At 40.1% G+C, this 20676-nt stretch carries 18 protein-coding genes; 13 read left to right on the top strand and 5 right to left on the bottom strand.

Annotated features, from left to right (window positions below):
- Positions 1-29 precede the first annotated feature (29 nt).
- The 4 genes from A5886_RS15320 to A5886_RS15305 form a co-directional block, all read right to left on the bottom strand.
- Entirely contained in the window at positions 30-1016 is a 987-nt protein-coding gene (locus A5886_RS15320) for a polyprenyl synthetase family protein (protein WP_179190063.1), read from the bottom strand.
- Positions 1017-1027: 11 nt separating this feature from the next.
- Positions 1028-1591, bottom strand: coding sequence for a Gx transporter family protein (locus A5886_RS15315; RefSeq protein WP_086275902.1), 564 nt, complete (start codon positions 1589-1591; stop codon positions 1028-1030).
- Between the two features lie 10 nt (positions 1592-1601).
- A complete protein-coding gene (locus A5886_RS15310) occupies positions 1602-2012 on the bottom strand; it encodes a NusG domain II-containing protein (RefSeq protein ID WP_086275901.1) in 411 nt (136 codons plus the stop codon).
- A 190-nt stretch (positions 2013-2202) separates the two neighbouring features.
- A complete protein-coding gene (locus tag A5886_RS15305) occupies positions 2203-4134 on the bottom strand; it encodes an NAD(P)/FAD-dependent oxidoreductase (protein ID WP_086275900.1) in 1932 nt (643 codons plus the stop codon).
- Between the two features lie 271 nt (positions 4135-4405).
- Between A5886_RS15305 and pplA the strand changes: the two genes are divergently transcribed.
- The 12 genes from pplA to menA all read left to right on the top strand — a co-directional run bounded on the left by pplA (position 4406) and on the right by menA (position 15537).
- The gene (gene pplA, locus A5886_RS15300) at positions 4406-5347 is read left to right on the top strand and encodes an extracellular electron transfer flavoprotein PplA (RefSeq protein ID WP_086275899.1); all 942 of its coding nucleotides are present in this window, start codon (positions 4406-4408) and stop codon (positions 5345-5347) included.
- Between the two features lie 640 nt (positions 5348-5987).
- A complete protein-coding gene (locus A5886_RS15295; RefSeq protein ID WP_086275898.1) occupies positions 5988-6428 on the top strand; it encodes a hypothetical protein in 441 nt (146 codons plus the stop codon).
- A gap of 16 nt (positions 6429-6444) precedes the next feature.
- Positions 6445-7053, top strand: coding sequence for an accessory gene regulator AgrB (locus A5886_RS15290; protein WP_086275897.1), 609 nt, complete (start codon positions 6445-6447; stop codon positions 7051-7053).
- 261 nt (positions 7054-7314) lie between these two features.
- Positions 7315-8625, top strand: coding sequence for a sensor histidine kinase (locus A5886_RS15280; RefSeq protein ID WP_179190062.1), 1311 nt, complete (start codon positions 7315-7317; stop codon positions 8623-8625).
- On the top strand, positions 8625-9368 hold the full coding sequence (locus A5886_RS15275; RefSeq protein ID WP_086275894.1) for a LytR/AlgR family response regulator transcription factor: 744 nt from the start codon (positions 8625-8627) through the stop codon (positions 9366-9368). The genes A5886_RS15280 and A5886_RS15275 overlap by 1 nt, the downstream gene beginning before the upstream one ends.
- A 396-nt stretch (positions 9369-9764) precedes the next feature.
- Complete coding sequence (locus tag A5886_RS15270; protein ID WP_086275893.1) at positions 9765-10157, top strand: hypothetical protein; 393 nt, start codon at positions 9765-9767, stop codon at positions 10155-10157.
- Between the two features lie 99 nt (positions 10158-10256).
- Positions 10257-11000, top strand: coding sequence for a hypothetical protein (locus tag A5886_RS15265; RefSeq protein ID WP_086275892.1), 744 nt, complete (start codon positions 10257-10259; stop codon positions 10998-11000).
- A 20-nt stretch (positions 11001-11020) separates the two neighbouring features.
- The gene (locus A5886_RS15260) at positions 11021-11782 is read left to right on the top strand and encodes a hypothetical protein (protein WP_086275891.1); all 762 of its coding nucleotides are present in this window, start codon (positions 11021-11023) and stop codon (positions 11780-11782) included.
- On the top strand, positions 11775-12554 hold the full coding sequence (locus A5886_RS15255) for a hypothetical protein (protein WP_086275890.1): 780 nt from the start codon (positions 11775-11777) through the stop codon (positions 12552-12554). Before A5886_RS15260 ends, A5886_RS15255 begins: the two co-directional genes overlap by 8 nt.
- A 27-nt stretch (positions 12555-12581) precedes the next feature.
- Positions 12582-13232: an ATP-binding cassette domain-containing protein gene (locus A5886_RS15250; protein ID WP_086275889.1), complete on the top strand. Its 651-nt coding sequence runs from the start codon at positions 12582-12584 to the stop codon at positions 13230-13232.
- Positions 13233-13496: 264 nt separating this feature from the next.
- Positions 13497-14573: an FAD:protein FMN transferase gene (locus tag A5886_RS15245; protein WP_086275888.1), complete on the top strand. Its 1077-nt coding sequence runs from the start codon at positions 13497-13499 to the stop codon at positions 14571-14573.
- Positions 14574-14583: 10 nt separating this feature from the next.
- A complete protein-coding gene (menA, locus tag A5886_RS15240) occupies positions 14584-15537 on the top strand; it encodes a 1,4-dihydroxy-2-naphthoate polyprenyltransferase (RefSeq protein WP_086275887.1) in 954 nt (317 codons plus the stop codon).
- Between the two features lie 62 nt (positions 15538-15599).
- Here menA and A5886_RS15235 read toward each other — a convergent pair whose 3' ends face one another.
- Complete coding sequence (locus A5886_RS15235; protein WP_086275886.1) at positions 15600-16562, bottom strand: biotin--[acetyl-CoA-carboxylase] ligase; 963 nt, start codon at positions 16560-16562, stop codon at positions 15600-15602.
- 433 nt (positions 16563-16995) lie between these two features.
- On the opposite strand from A5886_RS15235, the gene rpoB reads away from it, so the two are divergent.
- The gene (rpoB, locus tag A5886_RS15225) at positions 16996-20613 is read left to right on the top strand and encodes a DNA-directed RNA polymerase subunit beta (protein ID WP_179190060.1); all 3618 of its coding nucleotides are present in this window, start codon (positions 16996-16998) and stop codon (positions 20611-20613) included.
- Positions 20614-20676 lie beyond the last annotated feature (63 nt).

Here is a 20676-nt window from a genome sequence, read left to right as displayed (position 1 = left end):
TTGTTGAGGATGATCCTCAGCAACTTTTTTTAATTTGTTCGCCCTAAGATTTGTTCTGTGATGCGATAGAGGTATGCTTTGCTCTGATCTTGGGTTTCAGGTAGCTTTTTGATGGCTTGCAGCGCGTTGTCCGTATACTTGGCGGCTAATGTTTGCGCTTCGATCAGTCCCTGGCCATTTTGCACTAGTTGATAGACTGCTTGGGTATCCGCATCAGTCATCATTTCTTTCTTGGCTAAGAGTGGCAGTAAGCGCGCGCGGTCCGTTTTTAATGTCATCAATAAAGGCAATGAATAGACCCCTTGGCGGACATCTTCTAACACTGGCTTACCAAGATGGTCGGCAGCTTGACTATAATCAAGGATGTCATCCATGATCTGAAAAGCCAGACCGATCGATTGGCCGATTTCTTTGGCTTGATTGGCAAAACGTAATGAAGCGCCGCTTTCGTAAGCACCAATGAAACAACTCAAAGCAAATAATTCCGCTGTTTTGCCGCTGATATTTTCTAAGTAATCCGCAACAGTCACATCAACATCGTAGCGTTTGCTCATTTGGCCCAGTTCACCAGACAATATTTTTTCCATACTGCGGGAATTCATTTGCAGACTTTTCATTGAGCTGGCATAATCCGCCATTAATTTGAAACAGCAGACGAATAAGTAATCACCTGCATAGACCGCTACGTCATTACCAAAAGTCGCGCGAATCGTGGGTAAGCGTCTGCGGGTATCTGCGTGATCGACGATATCATCATGAATCAATGAGGCGGTATGCAGCATCTCGATCGATGCCGCCAACGCGACTGCTTTTTCATGGTCTTTGTCACTGCCAAAAGAAGAGAATAAGAGCTGGTAGGCGGGACGTAATAACTTGCCCCCAGAATGAATCATAGCCAAAATCGCGTCTTCTACAGCTTTATTTTTTAATTTTAGAGATTTTTCCATCAATTGCAAGGAGGCAGACAAGTCAGCTTGCAGTGCTGGATATTCTTGCCACATCGGATGAAGTTTCATAATTCGCTCCTTTATTTTGAATCCGTGCTGCGCCATTTGACCTTTGTCTGACGCTCATAATCCAGTTGAAATCGCCGAAGTGTTTCAACCCGTTGTAATAAATAATTGGCGGCGATCCCGATGGCGATCCCGGATAAGATGCCAAAGAAAGACAAGACTGGCAGATAGAGCATCACACTCCATGATTGCGCAATCCAAGAGGCAGTCACCAATTGGCCCACATTATGCAAAAAACCGCCGGCAGCGCTGATCCCTATAATGCTGACTCGTTTAGGTCCGAGTTGTTTTACTAGCAGCATCCCGAAATAGCTGAGCAAAGAACCGCTCATGCTATAAAGGAAAGTGGAAACAGTTCCGCCGAGCAACGTCGTAAGGATCAGCCGCAACCAAATCAACAAAAAACTGTCTTTTTTTGGCATCGTGAATAAGGCAATGATCGTGATCAGATTTGCCAAACCCAGCTTGGCCCCAGGGGCAAATGCGAAAGGATACGGAATCATGTTTTCCACTAAACCAATCACGACACCTTGTGCCACTAAGAGGGAAATGAAAATTATTCGTTGTAATCGACTCATAAGCAAACGATCAATAAATCAGATCGTCGGTTTCACTCCCATCTGAAGCTTGGATTTCTATCACCATTTTGTGGGGCAGACAAACGATGGTCTCACCATTTTTGCTGGCCCAGCCGCGCCGGACACAGATTTGATCACCGCAATTGGCTTCTTTGATCCGGATTCGGTCACCATCTATTTCAAGTAAATTATAATCTCCATCTTCATCTTCATAAAGATAGGTATAGCTTTGTTGTCCTTCAACGAGATCAAAACGTGTGATCTCCGTGCCATCGACCCGCAACACCGCTTCTTTGGTTGCTGTTTGTGTTTGCCCAAAAATTAAAATCGGCAAAAACGAGCTAAGAATCAATAGGAGGATGATTACACCGTCCCATGGTTTCAAGTGGGCATTGCGGATAAATGTTTTTAAGTTTGTCATCATAAGACTCCTGTTCTGACATGGGATCTGTTTCATTCTAGCACAATCACCCATTCTTCTACTAGGTTTATCCACCGATTTATGTGCAGGAGTTTGGCAACGATCCGTTGCTTTGAAAAAGACTGAGACACTGATCGAAAATCAGGCTGCCTCAGTCTTTTCTCGTGCTATTGAAATGATCCGGAATGGATTATTTTTTGCCGTATAATGAACGCGGTGTACCGTACCACCACTTACCGACAGTTCGTTGCAACCATGGAATCACCCAACGGTCTAACCCAACCGCGCGCCCTGAACCGTTCATTAGGGCAAAGGCAACTGGAATGAACCAGATGTTGACCCAGTAGAACATGCCGGACATACAGAAAGTGATCACCAAGATGATGGTTGTTGCATTGACTAACCAAGTGAACAAACCAGCCATCAAAGCCAAAGCCAAAGCAATTTCAGCAAAGACCATGAATTTTTGGAAGAACATCGCAACATCGTTGTTTGGCATCATAAATTGCATGACTTTAGTAAACCAATCAGGTGATTTTTCGATCACGATCATTGGTTGTTCGCCGTAAGCATAGCTTAAACCGAAATGCGCAGCTTCACCAGCAGCTTCGCCGGCACCACTCGCAGCACTTGCAGCATCAGCGGCTTCACTTGCACCACTTGCTGCATCCGCAACAGTCTGATATTCCCATGTCCAAGGGAAAACACTGTTTCCTTGGAACCAAGAACCTTCACCAAACCAAGTGCCTGGTTTAAAGACTTCGCCATTATCGCCTAGGATTTTCGTGAAGGCTTCAATGAACCAAACCAAGCCATAGAAAATACGCAGAGGGACACTCCACAAGACATTCCCGTAACGAGAAGTATGGCCGCGAGCCACTGTCCGGTCGTCTTTGATGCGGAAAATTTCGTGCATCAAGTATTGGAACATGTAGTAACCTGAACGAATATCAAAGAAATATTTCAAGTTGACGATATGTTTCATAATGATAGCTAAGAAACCACTTAAATGAATCTTGTTGAATAAGTTGGCCACGCCCCATTTCGCGCCGATAGATACCATAAATCCTTGGTAGTTTCCCTTGAATGTATGTTTTTCGCCGCCTTTGATGGCTGCAACGATATTGCTTGCTGCTGTGTGACCTGTTTGTTCAGCTGCTTGCACGATTTGCGGTGTCGGTGTATTTGGGAATTCTTCAAAGTAGACCAAGTCACCGATGATATACATATTTTTGTCTTCATAGCCTTTGGCTTCCATATATTCATTGGCAACCAAGCGGAATCCACGAGCTGTTTCCAAACCAAAGTCTGCAGCATCGCTGGTACCTTTGACACCGGCAGTCCAGATTAAGGTATGGGTTGGAACAGTTGAACCATCTTTTAGTTTGATATGGTCAGGTGCGACTTCAACGATAGGCGCATTCAGTACCAAATCAACATTGTTTTTCTTCAAGTAACGTTCAGCTTTCGCAGCATCGTTACGATCCAACATGTTCAAGATCGTTGGCATTGCTTCAACGACTTTCAGACTGATTTCGCTAGGATCTAATTTATAATCCTCGGCTAAACGGTCTTTCCAATCAATCAGTTCGCCGATCATTTCGATCCCAGTAAAGCCAGAACCACAGACAACGAATGTCAACATAGCTTGACGCAATGCTGCATCAGGCTCGATGGCTGCTTTTGCCACTGTTTTTTCGATATGTTCGCGAATGCGGACCGCATCATCGAATGACCAAAGTGTAAAGCCATTTTCTTTGACACCAGGGGTACCAAAGTCATTTGGTTCGCCACCCATACCTAAAACAAGGTAGTCAAATGAATAGCTGCCTAATTTTGTTTGGACGGTTTTATTTTCTTTATCGATGCCAGTAACGGTATCGGTAACCAAGCGGACATTTTTCTTACGGGCGAACAAGCGTTGCAAGTCGTACTGGATCGCAGTTGGTTCAACGCGGCCCCCAGCGACTTCATGCAGTTCAGTCATCATCGTATGATAAGAGTGACGGTCGATCAATGTTATCTCAACATCATTGTCTTTTTTTAGCTTTTTTGCCATGTACTTTGTTGCAGAAACCCCTGCATACCCCGCACCGACAACGACAATGTTTTTCTTTGCCATTGCAAATCTCTCCTTAATAAAAAATAATCTATGATAATAATTACACAATCGCTCCTATTATATAGAGAAAAGTTCCATTTGTCTAACTATTATAGTGAAAAAAATGTTGATTTAATGAAATTCGTGAAAATTTACGGAAATCAAAAAAGAAAGTAAACTTATGTGAAAAAGCGTAAAGGAAGCGGTTGACATATAGTTATTTTCCGTTACAATGTTATATATATCACAAACTTTTTTGTGGAGAAAATAAATTAGTAAAAGGTGGATAATTATGAAAGCAAAGAAACTGATTGTAGGTATGGCAACATTTTCATTCGCAGTGTTATTGTTAGGGGGATGCGGATCAGACAACAGTAGTGCCGATTCTTCGTCAACTAACGAAAAAACATCACAAAGTTCTACAGTAGCGTCATCAACAGCAACAAGCGAAAGTGAGTCGACAGTGGTGGCTGGCGAACCGATGCAAGATGGCACGTACAAATTAGAAGAAAAGAACTATAAGAACGATTACCGTGTATCATTTGAGATCACAGTCGTTGATGGAAAAATCACTGAATCTAAGTATGACAACATCAATGCCGATGGCGAATCAAAAACAGAAAACACCGAGTACAATGAAACAATGAAAGAAAAAGCAGGCATTAGCCCAGAAGAATTCATTCCAAAATTCAACGAAGAATTGGTTGCAGCCCAAAGCCCATCTTCAATCGAAGTTGTATCTGGTGCGACTCATTCATTTGATTCATTCCAAAACTATGCACAACAATTGATTCAAGCAGCACAAGCAGGCAACACAGATACGATTGAAATCGACAATGGCGCTGACTTGCAAGATGGTACGTACACATTGGAAGAAAAGAACTATTCTAATGGCTACCGCGTGGCCTTCTCAATCACAGTTGCTGATGGGAAAGTATCAGAATCAAACTATGACTATGTTAATGAAGCTGGCGACTCCAAGAAAGATGACGCTGACTACAACGAAAACATGAAAGCAAAATCTGGTACCAACCCAGAAGAATTCATTCCGAACTTTAACGAAGAATTCGTGACGGCAGTGAATGGCGAAGACGGTTCTGTTGCTGACATGGATGTTGTATCAGGCGCAACCCACAGCTTCCACAGCTTTGTGATCTATGCACAACAATTATTGAATGCAGCTGAAAAAGGCGACCAAACACCAATCGAAGTGGACAACTTTGTCACTGAATAAATCTAAGTACAAAAAACGGCATCCTAAGGGGTGCTGTTTTTTTGTTCCTAGGAAGAAAGCCTTCTACATCAAATAGTTCACTAATAAGTGAATATCTTGATTTCCGCTTCATTTTTGTGGCGTGGTACATTATTCGTATGAAATATCCAGGGTATTATGTCTTTATACGTAAAGAATATATTCTAATTTGACTAAAAATGAAGATATGGCTATAATGATGTCAGATCTGCATATTCTTAAGACTAGTATTGGCCGTTAGTGAAGTTTCAGCCAATACTTTCTTTTTTTTATATAGGCCCAAATTAGTTGATTTATATAGTCGGGAGTCGCTATAGAATAATCAACAAGAGAAGGGCAGCAATGCGGATCGGATGTGAGAAAGACAAATAAATACCGGGAAAAGTGAACAACTTTATGCCGGAATAAATATACGAATATGCGCGAGCAGCATCCTAAGGGATGCTGTTTTTTTGTCTATCCAAAGCACGTAAGCAACGTTTGAGTAGGCCTAAACGTTGTCTTGACCCATTTGAACGACGTTCATGATTGAAACTAGATGTTTGACGAAAGAAACGCGTGTATTGAATGAACTTATATACAATAGAAGTAGTTAGGCAGATAAGAAAGGAGGTACGCATGGATGTTGTGCAAGTTTGAAGACAAATTAACAAGTATTCCTTTTACGTCATTTGAAATGATCGAACAGGCAAATGGTGAGCCAGTTGTCATACACGAAATTTTTAAGTTGCTTCATTGTAAGTATCAGAATAGGCAAGATAACATACAAGAGTATGATGCGGCACTCATCATCGTTGTAAACAACCAATTATTCATCAAGCAAAAAGTAAATGATCAGGTAGATGTTTTCTCCAATAAGCTTTTCAATCATTTAGATGGAAAAGGCCATTTCTTATTGTTCATTGAATCTGAGACTTCCAAAGAACGTATCGTGCTGCTAAAAGAACAGGTGAAGAATCTGTTGCGTGTCATGGATCGAAAATGGGTTGAAATACCGGATATGGAAGGTCCAGTGAGCGGACTGATTGTCGATAGGGTGATTGAGACAGAACTAGGACATTAGGATAGAGGGGAAAAGAATGGAAGAGAAGGCGCAATTACTAAACCTATGGCATATTGAAAAAAGAATGAGCTCATGGCTAGTTGGAAAATTACCCATCCATAAAGAGCATGATCAGCACTTATATATCAAAGTTTCATTTGGAGCAGATGTGTTGATGAACAACTTACTGAAGACATTGATTATCTATGGAATGGCGCTATATTTCGAGTTGTTTATGGTCACGCTGATCTTTCATGTGAGCTTTCTTCTGATACGCAGACATGCTTATGGCAGACATGCGAAAAATACGTTTCATTGTGTTTGTATCAGCATTCTACTGTTCATATGCATCCCCTATTTGATTCGCCAATGGGTTCTGCCATTGCCTATAATCATGATCCAAAATATCTTTTCACTTACGATTCTTGCAATATTTGCGCCTGGAGTGACAGCAAAAAATAAAATTCGTGATGAAAAAAAGAAGCAAGAATTGAGAAAGAAAGTAGGAATAACTGGAATAGTATTAATAGTCATTCAAATATTTTTACCACTCCTAATAGCTAATTTAATTGCAAGCGGAATGTTTCTTGCAACATGCCTAACAATAAAAAAGAAAGAGGTACAATACGATGATGTTAAAAGATAAGCTGATAGAGGCAATTATTTTCACTTTAAATAGAATTGGAGGTTTTGCTGTTTTGAGTTGTTGTTATGGGTTCGCAGACGAATATGAAGTGCCAGATGAATTATTATAGATATTTATCAAAAAACATATTTTAGATATGTTTTTTTTTTGCATTTTGCATTTTTGCAGATGTTTAATGATATAATGGATGAAATTATAAATGAAAGAGAGGTATATGACCTGTCTCTTATACACATCTAGATGTGTATAAGAGACAGGTATATGACTATGTGGCATCTCTATACATTCTATCAGTCGTTTTTATTATTTCTGATTTGTTATCTCTTAGATAATGATAGTCTTAAAAAAATGCCTTCAAAGCAAATATTTCTCGCCGTTATCCTGTGTGTATGTTCAGCGATATCAGGAATATTTCTCGGGATTTATGGCGCTTTATTTATGTTAATGAGTATATATTTTATAAACGTTCAACGAAATAAAAATTGGGTTCGATCGCTGGGAGTTACCTCGAATGCGTCAATCTTACTCATTATTTCGGATCATTTAACCTCCACATTAGGGATGCTTTTAGGAAGAGGCGATTCTAATTTTTTTTTATTTTCTAATCAAATGCACTACGGTATTTTCTTTGGTATACTCACAATGACTTTAGCAGTGCTTGTTTCTTCTATTGTAATTTATTTTAGAATAAATAAGCAGATTGATTTATTGAACAACACAATCTTCATTTTCGTCAATTTTTTCATTCTCATTACTTACTATTGCAATATTTTTTTGGTTTCTTTCCTTGGTAATACACCAGACTTGATTCGGATGAATTTCTTCTTCTTTTTATTATATCTGTGTTTATCTATCATGGCATTCAGTTTCTACTATCGAACAATGAAAGCGAAGGTTGAAATGATCAAAAAGGAGTCAGATTACCAAGCGTTGATGGAGTATACAGAATCAATGGAAAATCAGTACAAAGAAGTTCGAAAATTCCGACATGATTTTCAGAATATTTTAAATTCTCTGGATGATTATGTCTTATCCGAAGATTTTTCAGGGTTAAAGAATTACTACTTAGATGAAATCAAACCAACATCTGAAGAAATCACAGATATGAACTTTAAATTAACTGAATTACAAAATATGAAACAAAGAGAGATAAAAAGTGTTCTTGCTTTGAAGTTGATGACTGCTCAAAATGCTGAAATCGAAGTCGATCTAGAAGTAAAAGAAGTGATTGAGGATATTCCCTTGGATGCGATTGTTTTGGTTCGCGCGTTGGGTATATTGTTGGACAACGCCATTGAAGCATTAGAGGAATTGTCAATTGGCAAGTTGACGGTGGCCGTTTTTAAGAATAAACAAGAAATACAATTCATTATTCAAAATGACTGTAAAGATCATATGCCATCCATTCAACAGCTAAAAAAAGAAGGTTTTTCTACCAAAGGAGAAAACCGAGGACTTGGGCTTAGTAATGTGAAAGAGATGTTAACCAAATATCCAGACGTCGTGCTAAAAACAACCATTAAAGACCAATTATTTACTCAGCAGCTCATTATTACGAGGAGTGATTTGTGATGCTATCCGTTTATATATGTGAAGACAACAGTAACCAAAGAAAGAAAATGGAGCGGTTTGTAACCGAATTCATCATGATCGAAGCGCTAGATATGGAATTAGTGTTATCCACTGATGATCCGGAGGAAATGTTGACGTACGTCCAGCAGAATCCTGAAAAAGTTGGCTTATACTTTTTAGATATAGATTTAGGTCATCAAATGAACGGCATGACGTTAGCCTCTGCCATCAGAGAAATCGATGATTTAGGGAAGATTGTGTTTGTGACCACCCACGCTGAGATGTCTTTTTTGACGTTCACTTATAAAATAGAAGCGATGGATTTCATTATTAAAGAAGAAACTGATCAATTGCAGGCAAAAGTTCAAAGCTGCATCAAAACAGCTTACCAAAGATATATGACTGATCGTAGTGGTAAGAAAAAGCTGTTTCAATTAAAAATAGGTGACACCCAGCAAAGCTTGCCGATAGCTGACATTATAGCTTTTGAAGCCTCAACGTCAGCGCATCGGTTGATTTTATACACCCAGGACAGCGAAATAGAATTTTACGATACAATGAAAAATTTAGAAAAAAGACTGCCAAATTTCTTTAGGAGTCATAAATCCTTTCTCATTAATCTAGATCATGTGTCTCAGTTGAAGAAACAAGAGCGAGTAGTGGAGATGTCAAATGGGATGGAATGCTTTGTGTCCGTAAGAGCGATTCCTAGATTAGCCAAAATCTTGCGTCAAGAAAAATGAATAGGATGTGCGAAACCAAATAGAATAATAAAAGCAAAAGAGAAAGTCTTTTGCTTTTTTAGTTGGCATACCTATCAACTGTTTTTAATAAACAGATTAAGAATGGCGTTGAAGACGTCGTGACTGTTTTTAATTGAAAGCAATAAAGCGGTTACGCATATAATTATGGGTTTGAAGAAGGAAACGTATCTTGTGCTGATATCTAAGTATACTAATAAGTGTAAAGAAGAAATAAAAAAGCCAAACATTAAAAGTATATCTGCTAAAAAAATTTAATGTATAGCTTTGGAAGGAGGAACGGATAGTTACTAAGAGCATGAACCCTATTCGACAAGCAGAGTTGAATTGAAGATTTAATGAATGAAAACTAAAAAATATATAGTGAGGAGAAATATTATGAATAAAACAAGAAAAAAAATTATGGCATTTGCTTTTATGCTAACTTTAATCGGCGGTCCTATTGCTTCAGCACAAACATCATTGTCATCGTTTAGTACCACTACAGGTAAGCTCAATGGAAGTGGCTATACGGCATATCAAAAGAAAACAAATGCTAGTAACTCAGGGGATGTACAAAAATTTTATAACGGAGGATACAATGCAGACATCCGAATGAATAGTAGTGTAGGGAGTGGTACATGGAGACGCCAAATCGGAAGTCAATCTACTACAACTACTATTGCACCACATTCAAGTGTGAAATCAGGGACAAGTGTTAGAATACAGGTTTCTAATAATTTAACAACGACTGTAAACACACAATCAAGTGGGTCGTGGAGAGCGAGATAGAGTTAAAAGAATCGTTAGAAAAGAAAAATAAGGCAAATAGGATTTTATTTGCCTTATTTTTTTAAACCAAATATAAGTGAAGGCAGGAGCGATGATTTTATGATGAACGAAATAAAACAATTAAGATGGATAGCATTGATTTCCTTTTTCTGTGGTCTAGCAATAATTTTGATTTACTCTATGATTGTCAATAATAATTCAATGTTCGAAAGTAATCTGCAATTATGGGAAGTCAGTCAAGATTTTTTCAACTTTTTGTTTCCTTTATTTGCCACAATTCCTTTTTGTACGCTGCTTTTCTTAGAAGTCAAAGGGGGGTATCTAACCTTTGTACATAACAGAATAAAAATAAAAAAATATTTGAAGGTAAAATATCAAGCAGGAGCATTGCTTTGTGGCTTGAGTATTTTTCTCATTTCGTTTATCAGCTTCATTATCGTTGTCTATCTTATTCATATTCGCTTTCCAGCAACAGATGCTGAAGTTGAAATGAGGTACTTCTTTGATGGCATTCGACTGAATCAGCCGTTGATTTATGGTTTCTTATTATCATTGTGGCGCGGGTTACTTGGTATAGTGTATTACACGTTGACATTTCATTTAGTATTTTTTACGTCGAATATTTTTATTGTGTCAACAGGTGGGTTTATCTATTCTCTTATCGAAAACTTCATTTTTTCAATTTTGGGTAGACCACAATATTCGATGACTTCTTCACTTATCCCTACACGTGTGAACCCTGAATGGACGACGATTCCAAGCTTGCTGATTGGTCCTTTGATCCTTGTTCTTTTCATTGCAGCATTCATGCTCTTGCAAAGGAGAAGAGGGGTCTTCAATTGATGACAAGGAGTAGTCGATTTATGAATCATTCTATTTTTCGATATGATTTAGTCAAAGAATTGTATTCATGGAAAACCATATTCGTGATGATTCTTTTTTCCTTTTATGTGTCAACGTATATAAGTACAGGCTACCAATTAGAGTTAACGGCAATTGAATTTATGATTTTGTTGATCACAGACCATTATTATATCTTATACATTTTCCTTGCACTCTATATTTTTGCAGCAAACAATGTCAAAAAAAAGCAGAGAGCACTTGTAATGATGCGTTGTAAAAACTATCTATACTTTTGGCTCCAAGAATTATTGAATAGTGTTTTACTAGCAATTTTCATGGTTAGTATTCATTTGTTCACTATTGGTATGATCGGCTTCCTGCTCTTTCCGGCAACATTTGAGTTCAGAGGAATTCCATCGCCTGAGCTGCCATTAGATGTGTACCGAGAGACCTTTTCTGCACCAATCATTACCCTGGCTATTGTATCTTTGTTTTTGATTATGGGGCTGATTTTTTTCACTATCATCATTAGATGGATAGAACACTATATCTCCCAACGTAGTATTCATATAGTAACCTGGACCATTTATCTTACTGGTGTGATTGGGTTGCAAATGGGTTGGGATGAATACCTCCCTTATCTATTCATCAATAATTATTTGGTTCTACATCACGCGATCGCGAAAAATGCGCTTTTTAATATACTGATTGTTCAATTACTTGTCGTGGGACTTGTGCTCTATTGTGTAAAAAATGGTAAGGGGATAAAAAGCTATGAGTAAGGGTTTATTCTGGTATTTCACTCATTTTACGTCTAAAAAAATCATCATGATAACACTGATCGTACTTTCAATGCTCACAATATTAGATGCTTTGTATGTAGGTGTCTTCTCTAAAGAAGAGTTGATTATACATTCAGGGCTTGGTTATGGCCAAGGATATGTACATTTACTTGATTTTGTGAAGATATTGATTTTACATTGTACGCCAATTTATTTTATCAGCATGGTGATGGCAGAGGATGCGTTTAGCAATAACGCACTGATAATTCGGCTTGGAAACTTTCGTAGGAGTTTTAGGCAAATGCAAATAGTTCATTTTTTCGTCATAACCGTCTATGTTCTTCTGTATGCCATCTTCGTTGCAAGTATCACATTTATATTTTCTACAGATACATCTTACTTCTCTGTTACGGACATTCTTGAGACGAATCAAGGTTTTTTTATTCATGTACCTGTCTTACAGCTTCTCTTTATCACAAGTATCTTGAAAATCTGTGAACTCATGACGTTACAAATGTTTTATTTGATGATATATGCTTTTAGTAAAAATACAGTAGTATCCTTTTTATCTTGTATAGGATTGTATAGCCTCTTGTTTTTCAATCTGTCTATATACTTGCCAGTGGGCATATCATCGATTCAAAGATTGGTCATGCTCGGTCAGAAATTTGTGCCAGCAAGTGTTGTCGCGGCAGGTATATTACTAGTCTCATTTGTTGTTGGCTATTTTATCATATGGAAAAAAGGCTTCAGACATGTTTTTTCTCGTTAAAAAAATTAAAAATAGGAGTGATATACAGTGAATCATATTATTGCATTAGAAAACATTGAAATGACCTTTAAAAAGCGATCTATCTTTTCAGATTTACAGTTAACCATTGATAGACCTAAAATAGTGGGCTTTATCGGAGAGAATGGTAGTGGAAAGTCGGTATTGTTTAAAATCATTGCTGGCATTTACCATGCAGATAAAGGGGGCGTCTTTATTCGTGATGTGAAACTAGGCGATGGGGGAATAGATTTTGCAACAGACTTAGGACTTTTAGTGGATAGCCCAGGCTTTATTGGCGTGTATACTGGACTAGCAAATTTAAACTATCTTGCTGGTATTCAGAACAAAATCAATGAAGACAGAATTATTGAGCTGATGCAGTTAGTAGGATTAGATCCTAATGATAAGACATTGGTGAAGAACTATTCATTGGGGATGAAACAAAAATTGGGTATTATTCAGGCAGTAATGGAAAATCAGGATATTATTATTCTGGACGAACCCTTTAATGCTTTAGATGCCAAATCGGTTTCAATCGTAAAAGAACTCGTCATGACATTATATAAAGAAGGAAAAACAATTCTTTTGACAAGTCATAATCAAATCGATCTAGATGATTTGTGTCATGAGATGTATCTGATAGAAGATCGCAGGCTTAAACCAGTTTCTAAAGAATAAGCGTTAGATTTTGCATTGTTTGAGTTTGCACAAAATTAGACATATCATATGCTTACTATCAAGGTATCTTCGGATGCCTTTTTTATCTGTTCATACATTGACCCATTCCTCTTCTATCCTTTTTGGACATGTAATTGGTATTTGCCATAGTTTTTTACCCTTAAAGAATCATAAAACCACTGCCAAATCATAGAAAAACCCTTTTCATCTTTCCCAAAAAAGGCTATGATATGGTGGTTGAAGTCAATAGAAAAGAGGAAAATGATGAAAAAGAAATTACCGTTTTTTCTGATGATTGTTTTATGTGTCACAATGTTGGCAGCATGCGGCAGCAATAAGGAAACAACGACACTGCGAGAAGATCCTTACTATCAAGAAGAATTTTTGTTAGGCACTTATACCCGTATCCGTATTTATGATGAAGGCAAAGAAGCGGCGATGGAGCCGGCTTTTGCACGGATCAAAGAATTAGGTGACAAGATCACCATTAATCAATCGGGCTCTGAAATAGATGATATCAATGCACAAGCTGGGATCAAACCAGTCAAAGTGTCAGATGATATTTATTCCTTGCTAAAAGATGCCTATGCCTATAGTGAAAAATCCGATGGCGGGTTCAACATGGCAATTGGAGCCATTACCCAATTGTGGCGCATCGGCTTTGACGATGCCCGCAAACCAGAACAGTCTGAGATCGATGACGCCTTGCAGCATATCGATTACAAAAAAGTTGCATTCAATGATGATGACCAAACGGTTTATTTGCCTGACAAAGGGATGATCCTTGATTTAGGTGCGATCGCCAAAGGGTATATCACGGATGAAGTGGTCAAAGTATTGAAAGACAATGGCGTGACGTCGGCTATCGTAGATTTGGGTGGCAATGTTTATGTATTGGGTCACAGCAATCGTGGCGAAGATGAGCCTTGGAATGTCGGTATCCAAGATCCGAATAAATCCCGCGGTTCGATCATTGGCAGTATCAAGGAAACCAATAAAACAGTGGTGACCTCAGGTATTTATGAACGCTATCTTAAAGTCGGCAATAAGACGTATCACCATATTTTTGATTCCGAAACTGGTTATCCCTATGACAACGATGTGGCCAGTGTCACCGTGATCACTGACAAATCAATTGATGGCGATGGCTTAACGACAGTAGCATTCGACAAAGGTGTCAAAGAAGGACTGGCTTATATCGAACAACATACAGAAGATGGTACCGATGCGATTTTCATTACCAAAGAAGACAAGGTCTATGTCACGGACGGTATCAAAGATACTTTTGAACTATCCGATGAATCAGGTTATACAATGGGCGATCGTTCAGATTTAGAGTAGGAGGAGTCAAATGTCCCTTTCGGTGTTTTTAGAAGTTGTCGAGCTTCGGACCAAGGTAGCAAGTGTGTTCCCGTTTATCATGGGGGTCTTGTTTTCGCTGGTGTACTTTCATGAATATCATCCCCTGAATACCTTGATTTTCTTTCTGGGGATGTTGGTCTTTGATTTGACCACGACCTCGATCAATAATTATATGGATTTTAAAAAAGCCAAATCAGATACCTACAAGTTTGAGCACAATGTCATTGGACGAGAAAAAGTACCGGAAACAGTGGTCCGCAATATGATTTTTGGGATGCTGGCTCTGACCTTTGTGATTGGCTTGTATCTGACTTATGCCACTGGCTGGTTGCTGCTGGTCATGGGTGGAGTGGTTTGTTTTATTGGGGTCTTTTATACCTTTGGGCCGATCCCGCTGTCGCGGATGCCTTTAGGGGAAGTCTTTAGTGGGTTCACGATGGGACTGGGGATTTTTGCGATTACGATCTATATCAATACCGTGGAGCAAAAGGTCTTTTATTTGGCCTTAGACTTTGCCAGTGGCACCTTCGGCTTGGTCGGCAATCTGTGGGCAGTCTGCGCTATTGTATTGGCCTCGTTGCCGCTGGTCTTTACAATTGCCAATATTATGTTGGCCAATAACTTGCGGGACTTAGAAACAGACATTGAGAACCATCGCTATACGTTGGTTTATTATATTGGTCGCCAACATGGGATCCAATTGTTTCAAGGGATGATGTTGGCTTCTTATGTCGTCCTGTTGCTAGGCTTCTTGTTTGGTATTTTTCAATGGCCGATCTTACTGGTCTTCTTATCGTTGCCAAAAATCCGTCAGAATTTGAAAGCCCATCAAGCCAGTTTGCCGCAGCCAAAGAGTTTTGGCTATTCAATCAAAAACATGATTTTATTCAATAGCTGCTATGCACTCGGCTTGTTCCTTTGTTTCTTGTGGCAAATGGTCTAAAAAAACAGCGTCTGCGCTGATCACCAAAGAGTGGATCAGCAGCGGACGCTGTTTGTTTGTGTTTAATATTTTTCTAAACTGATTTCACCTGAAGACAGGATTTTTTGCTCATGGGCGGTTTGTACCACCAATTCACCGGTGGCCGTGATATCTTGGGCGATGCCCGTATAAGTCACCCCTTGTTGGGTAAATTGGACAGTGCGACCCAAGACAAAAGATTTCTGACGGTAACGATCTAGATAGTCATCGTTGGGTAATTGCGCCAATAAAGCGAAAAAGCGCGTCCAGATTTCCGCAATCAATGCACTACGAGAAAATGGCGGTGTTTCGCCACCGGCAAACAAACTTGTCGCCTTGTCGCGAATCTCAGCGGGAAAGTCGGTCTGCGGAATCGAGAAGCTGATACCAACGCCAATAATGATCGAAGTGATACGGCCGCTTTCGAAATCGCTGGTGGCTTCAGATAGAATGCCGCAAATCTTCTTGCCGTCTAGATAGATATCGTTGACCCATTTAATCGCCGTTTTTTTACCCAATAATGCATCGATTGCCTCAGAAACTGCTACAGCTGCCAACACTGTATATTGTGGCAATTCTTGGAAAGATTGGTTGGGCTTCAACAGCAGACTCATGTAGATTCCTTGTTTTTTTGGCGAAAAGAAAGGACGATTGAAGCGTCCGTGCCCGCCAATTTGGGTTTCCGTCAGAAACAAGGCAGGTGTCGCCACGGTAGGATCAAGGGCGGCAAGTTTGGCTTCCTTCATGGTTGATTCGGTGGCATCACTGGCTTCGATGGTAGGAATCATCGGCAACTCTTTCTGCAAGACTGCGGCGTTGTATAAATCAGTAGAAAGATAGCGATAGCCATTGGCCAGATGATCAAATTGATAGCCTTCTTTTTCCAATTCTTTGATGGCTTTCCAGACTGCTGTCCGGGATATGGTCAATGATTGAGCGATTTTTTCACCCGAGAGGACGACGTCTGATTGCTGCAATAATAGGAGGATTTTTTCTTTGGTTGTCATAGCCGGTTTCCTTTCAATTGTTTCACGTGTAACGTTTTCGTAAGCATAGCAAGAAAATAAGAAAAAGCAAAGAATTTTTACATAAAATCACAGGTACAGCGCCCCCAAATATTCTTTAGGAATTCTTAGTATTTGCGGTTGGTAGAAAAGGACTGGAACTTCCAATGAAAGCTTGACAGAAAAGTGTTTCATCTGTATAATAAGGAGTTGCAAAAACTATCTGAACGAAAAAAGCAGAAACGAAATATTGTCCGTTTCGGCGTAGGAATAGCAAAACAAAAGTAGAAAATGCCCAATGCATCCGTTCTATTTTTGGTTTTTTTTTGCCTAAATGCCGCAAAAAATGCTTTCTGTTACATATACTTAATATTTGTAATAGTTTTGTAAATAATCGGATAGCCTTTTTGAAAGACTTTATGAAGAGGTGAAGAGCTTGGCTGGACACGTAGTAAAATACGGAAAGCACCGCGAACGTAGAAGTTTCGCACGGATCAGTGAAGTATTAGAATTACCGAATTTGATTGAAATTCAAACCGACTCTTACCAATGGTTCCTTGATGAGGGCCTAAGAGAAATGTTTGAAGATATTTTGCCGATCGAAGGATTTAATGGCAACTTGTCCCTTGAATTTGTTGATTACGAATTGAAAGAACCGAAGTACACAGTAGAAGAAGCCCGTGCCCATGATGCGAACTATTCAGCACCATTGCACGTGACATTGCGTCTGACAAACCGTGAAACTGGCGAAATCAAATCACAAGAAGTCTTCTTTGGCGATTTCCCATTGATGACAGAACAAGGCACATTCATTATCAACGGAGCAGAACGGGTTATCGTTTCTCAGTTGGTTCGTTCTCCAGGTGTCTATTTCCACGGTAAAGTGGACAAAAACGGAAAAGAAGGATTTGGCTCAACGGTCATCCCTAACCGTGGCGCATGGTTGGAAATGGAAACAGATGCCAAAGATATCTCTTACGTACGGATCGACCGTACCCGTAAAATTCCTTTGACTGTCTTGGTCCGTGCTTTAGGGTTCGGTTCAGATGACACCATCTTTGAAATTTTCGGTGACAGTGATTCATTACGCAATACGATCGAAAAAGACTTGCACAAAAACGCAAGCGATTCTCGTACAGAAGAAGGATTGAAAGATGTTTACGAACGTCTGCGTCCAGGCGAGCCCAAAACAGCAGACAGCTCAAGAAGTTTGCTGAATGCCCGCTTCTTCGATCCAAAACGTTACGACTTAGCAAATGTTGGTCGTTACAAAGTCAACAAAAAATTAGATTTGAAAACACGTTTATTGAATCTTACTTTAGCAGAAACATTGGTTGATCCTGAAACAGGCGAAATCATCGTTGAAAAAGGTACTGTTTTGACACACCAAGTTATGGAAACATTGGGCGCCTTCATCGACAATGGCTTGAACAGCGTGACGTACTATCCTTCTGAAGATGGTGTCGTGACTGAACCAATGACAGTACAAGTGATCAAAGTCTTTTCACCAAAAGACCCTGAACAAGAAGTCAACGTCATTGGTAATGGCTATCCAGATACAGCAACACGGACTGTCCGCCCAGCGGATATTATTGCATCAATGAGTTATTTCTTCAACTTGATGGAAAATATCGGCAATGTCGATGATATCGATCACTTAGGCAATCGTCGGATCCGTTCAGTCGGTGAATTGTTGCAAAACCAATTCCGTATCGGTTTGGCGCGGATGGAACGTGTGGTTCGTGAACGGATGTCTATTCAAGACACGGAAACATTGACACCACAACAATTGATCAATATCCGTCCTGTTGTAGCAAGTATCAAAGAATTCTTTGGTTCTTCTCAGTTGTCACAGTTCATGGACCAAACAAACCCACTGGGTGAGTTGACCCACAAACGTCGTCTATCTGCCTTAGGACCTGGTGGTTTGACTCGTGACCGTGCCGGCTACGAAGTTCGAGACGTTCACTATTCCCACTATGGCCGTATGTGTCCGATTGAAACACCTGAAGGACCAAATATCGGGTTGATCAATAGCTTGGCGTCATATGCGAAGGTCAATAAATATGGCTTTATCGAAACACCTTACCGTCGTGTTGACCGCGAAACAGGTCGTGTAACAGACAAAATCGATTACTTAACAGCCGACACCGAAGACCATTACGTTGTTGCCCAAGCAAATAGCTTGTTGAACGAAGATGGATCATTTGTAAATGATGTCGTGATGGCCCGTGCTACTTCTGAGAACTTGGAAGTAACGATCGATAAAGTCGATTACATGGACGTTTCACCGAAACAAGTAGTTGCTGTCGCGACTGCATGTATTCCTTTCTTAGAAAACGATGACTCCAACCGTGCCTTGATGGGTGCCAACATGCAGCGGCAAGCTGTACCGTTGATCAACCCTAAATCCCCTTGGGTCGGTACTGGTATGGAATACAAATCAGCCCATGACTCAGGTGCTGCATTGCTATGTAAACAAGATGGTGTTGTTGAATATGTGGATGCTTCTGAAGTACGCGTTCGTCGCGACAATGGTGCATTAGACGTTTATTCAGTGACAAAATTCCGTCGTTCAAACTCAGGTACAAGTTATAACCAACGCCCATTGGTTGCCCTTGGCGAAAAAGTAGAAAAAGGCGATATCTTAGCAGATGGCCCTTCTATGGAAAATGGCGAAATGGCCCTAGGTCAAAACGTCTTAGTCGCATTCATGACTTGGGAAGGGTACAACTATGAAGATGCCATCATCATGAGCCGTCGTTTGGTCAAAGATGATGTCTACACCTCTGTCCATATTGAAGAATATGAATCAGAAGCCCGTGATACAAAATTAGGACCTGAAGAAATCACCCGCGAAATCCCGAACGTTGGGGAAGACGCATTGAAAGACTTAGACGAAATGGGAATCATCCGCATTGGTGCTGAAGTCAAAGATGGTGATTTGCTTGTCGGTAAAGTCACGCCAAAAGGTGTAACTGAACTGTCCGCTGAAGAACGCTTATTGCATGCAATCTTTGGTGAAAAAGCCCGCGAAGTCCGCGATACGTCATTACGTGTCCCTCACGGCGGCGGCGGTATCGTCCATGATGTCAAAATCTTTACTCGTGAAGCTGGCGATGAATTGTCACCTGGTGTCAATATGCTGGTTCGCGTATATATCGTACAAAAACGTAAAATCCATGAAGGCGATAAGATGGCCGGACGTCACGGAAACAAAGGGGTCGTTTCACGCATCATGCCTGAAGAAGACATGCCTTTCTTACCAGACGGCACACCAGTCGATATCATGTTGAACCCATTAGGGGTACCTTCTCGGATGAACATCGGACAAGTATTGGAATTACACTTAGGAATGGCTGCTCGCCAACTAGGTATCCATGTGGCAACACCAGTCTTTGATGGTGCCAGCGATGAAGATGTTTGGGCAACCGTTGCAGAAGCTGGTATGGCCAGCGATGCCAAAACTGTCCTTTATGATGGCCGTACCGGAGAACCATTTGATGGTCGTATCTCTGTTGGTGTCATGTACATGATCAAATTGGCCCACATGGTCGATGATAAATTGCATGCCCGTTCTATTGGACCATACTCATTGGTTACACAACAACCATTGGGTGGTAAAGCCCAATTTGGTGGACAACGTTTCGGAGAAATGGAAGTATGGGCACTGGAAGCATATGGTGCTGCGTATACATTGCAAGAAATCTTGACATACAAATCTGATGACGTTGTAGGTCGTGTGAAAACATACGAAGCCATCGTCAAAGGTGAACCAATTCCAAAACCAGGCGTACCAGAATCATTCCGCGTATTAGTCAAAGAATTGCAATCATTAGGTCTAGACATGCGTGTCTTGGATATCGATGATGCAGAAATCGAATTGCGCGACATGGATGATGACGATGATGACTTGATCACCGTCGATGCCTTAACAAAATTTGCTGAACAACAAACTGCTCGCGAATTAGAGCAAAAAGCACAAACAGAAGCTAAAAATGCCGACGATGCGTTGAACCAACAAATCGAAACAGCAGAAGATCGCTTGCAATAATAGTCAAGCGCCACTCTATTTTCGCCTCTGCGGAAATAGAGGGCCCTTGCTATCGGACATGTC

The organism is Candidatus Enterococcus testudinis (assembly GCF_002140915.1).
GTDB classification, from domain to species: Bacteria; Bacillota; Bacilli; order Lactobacillales; family Enterococcaceae; genus Enterococcus_D; species Enterococcus_D testudinis.
This window is presented reverse-complemented; position numbering and strand designations above follow the sequence as displayed.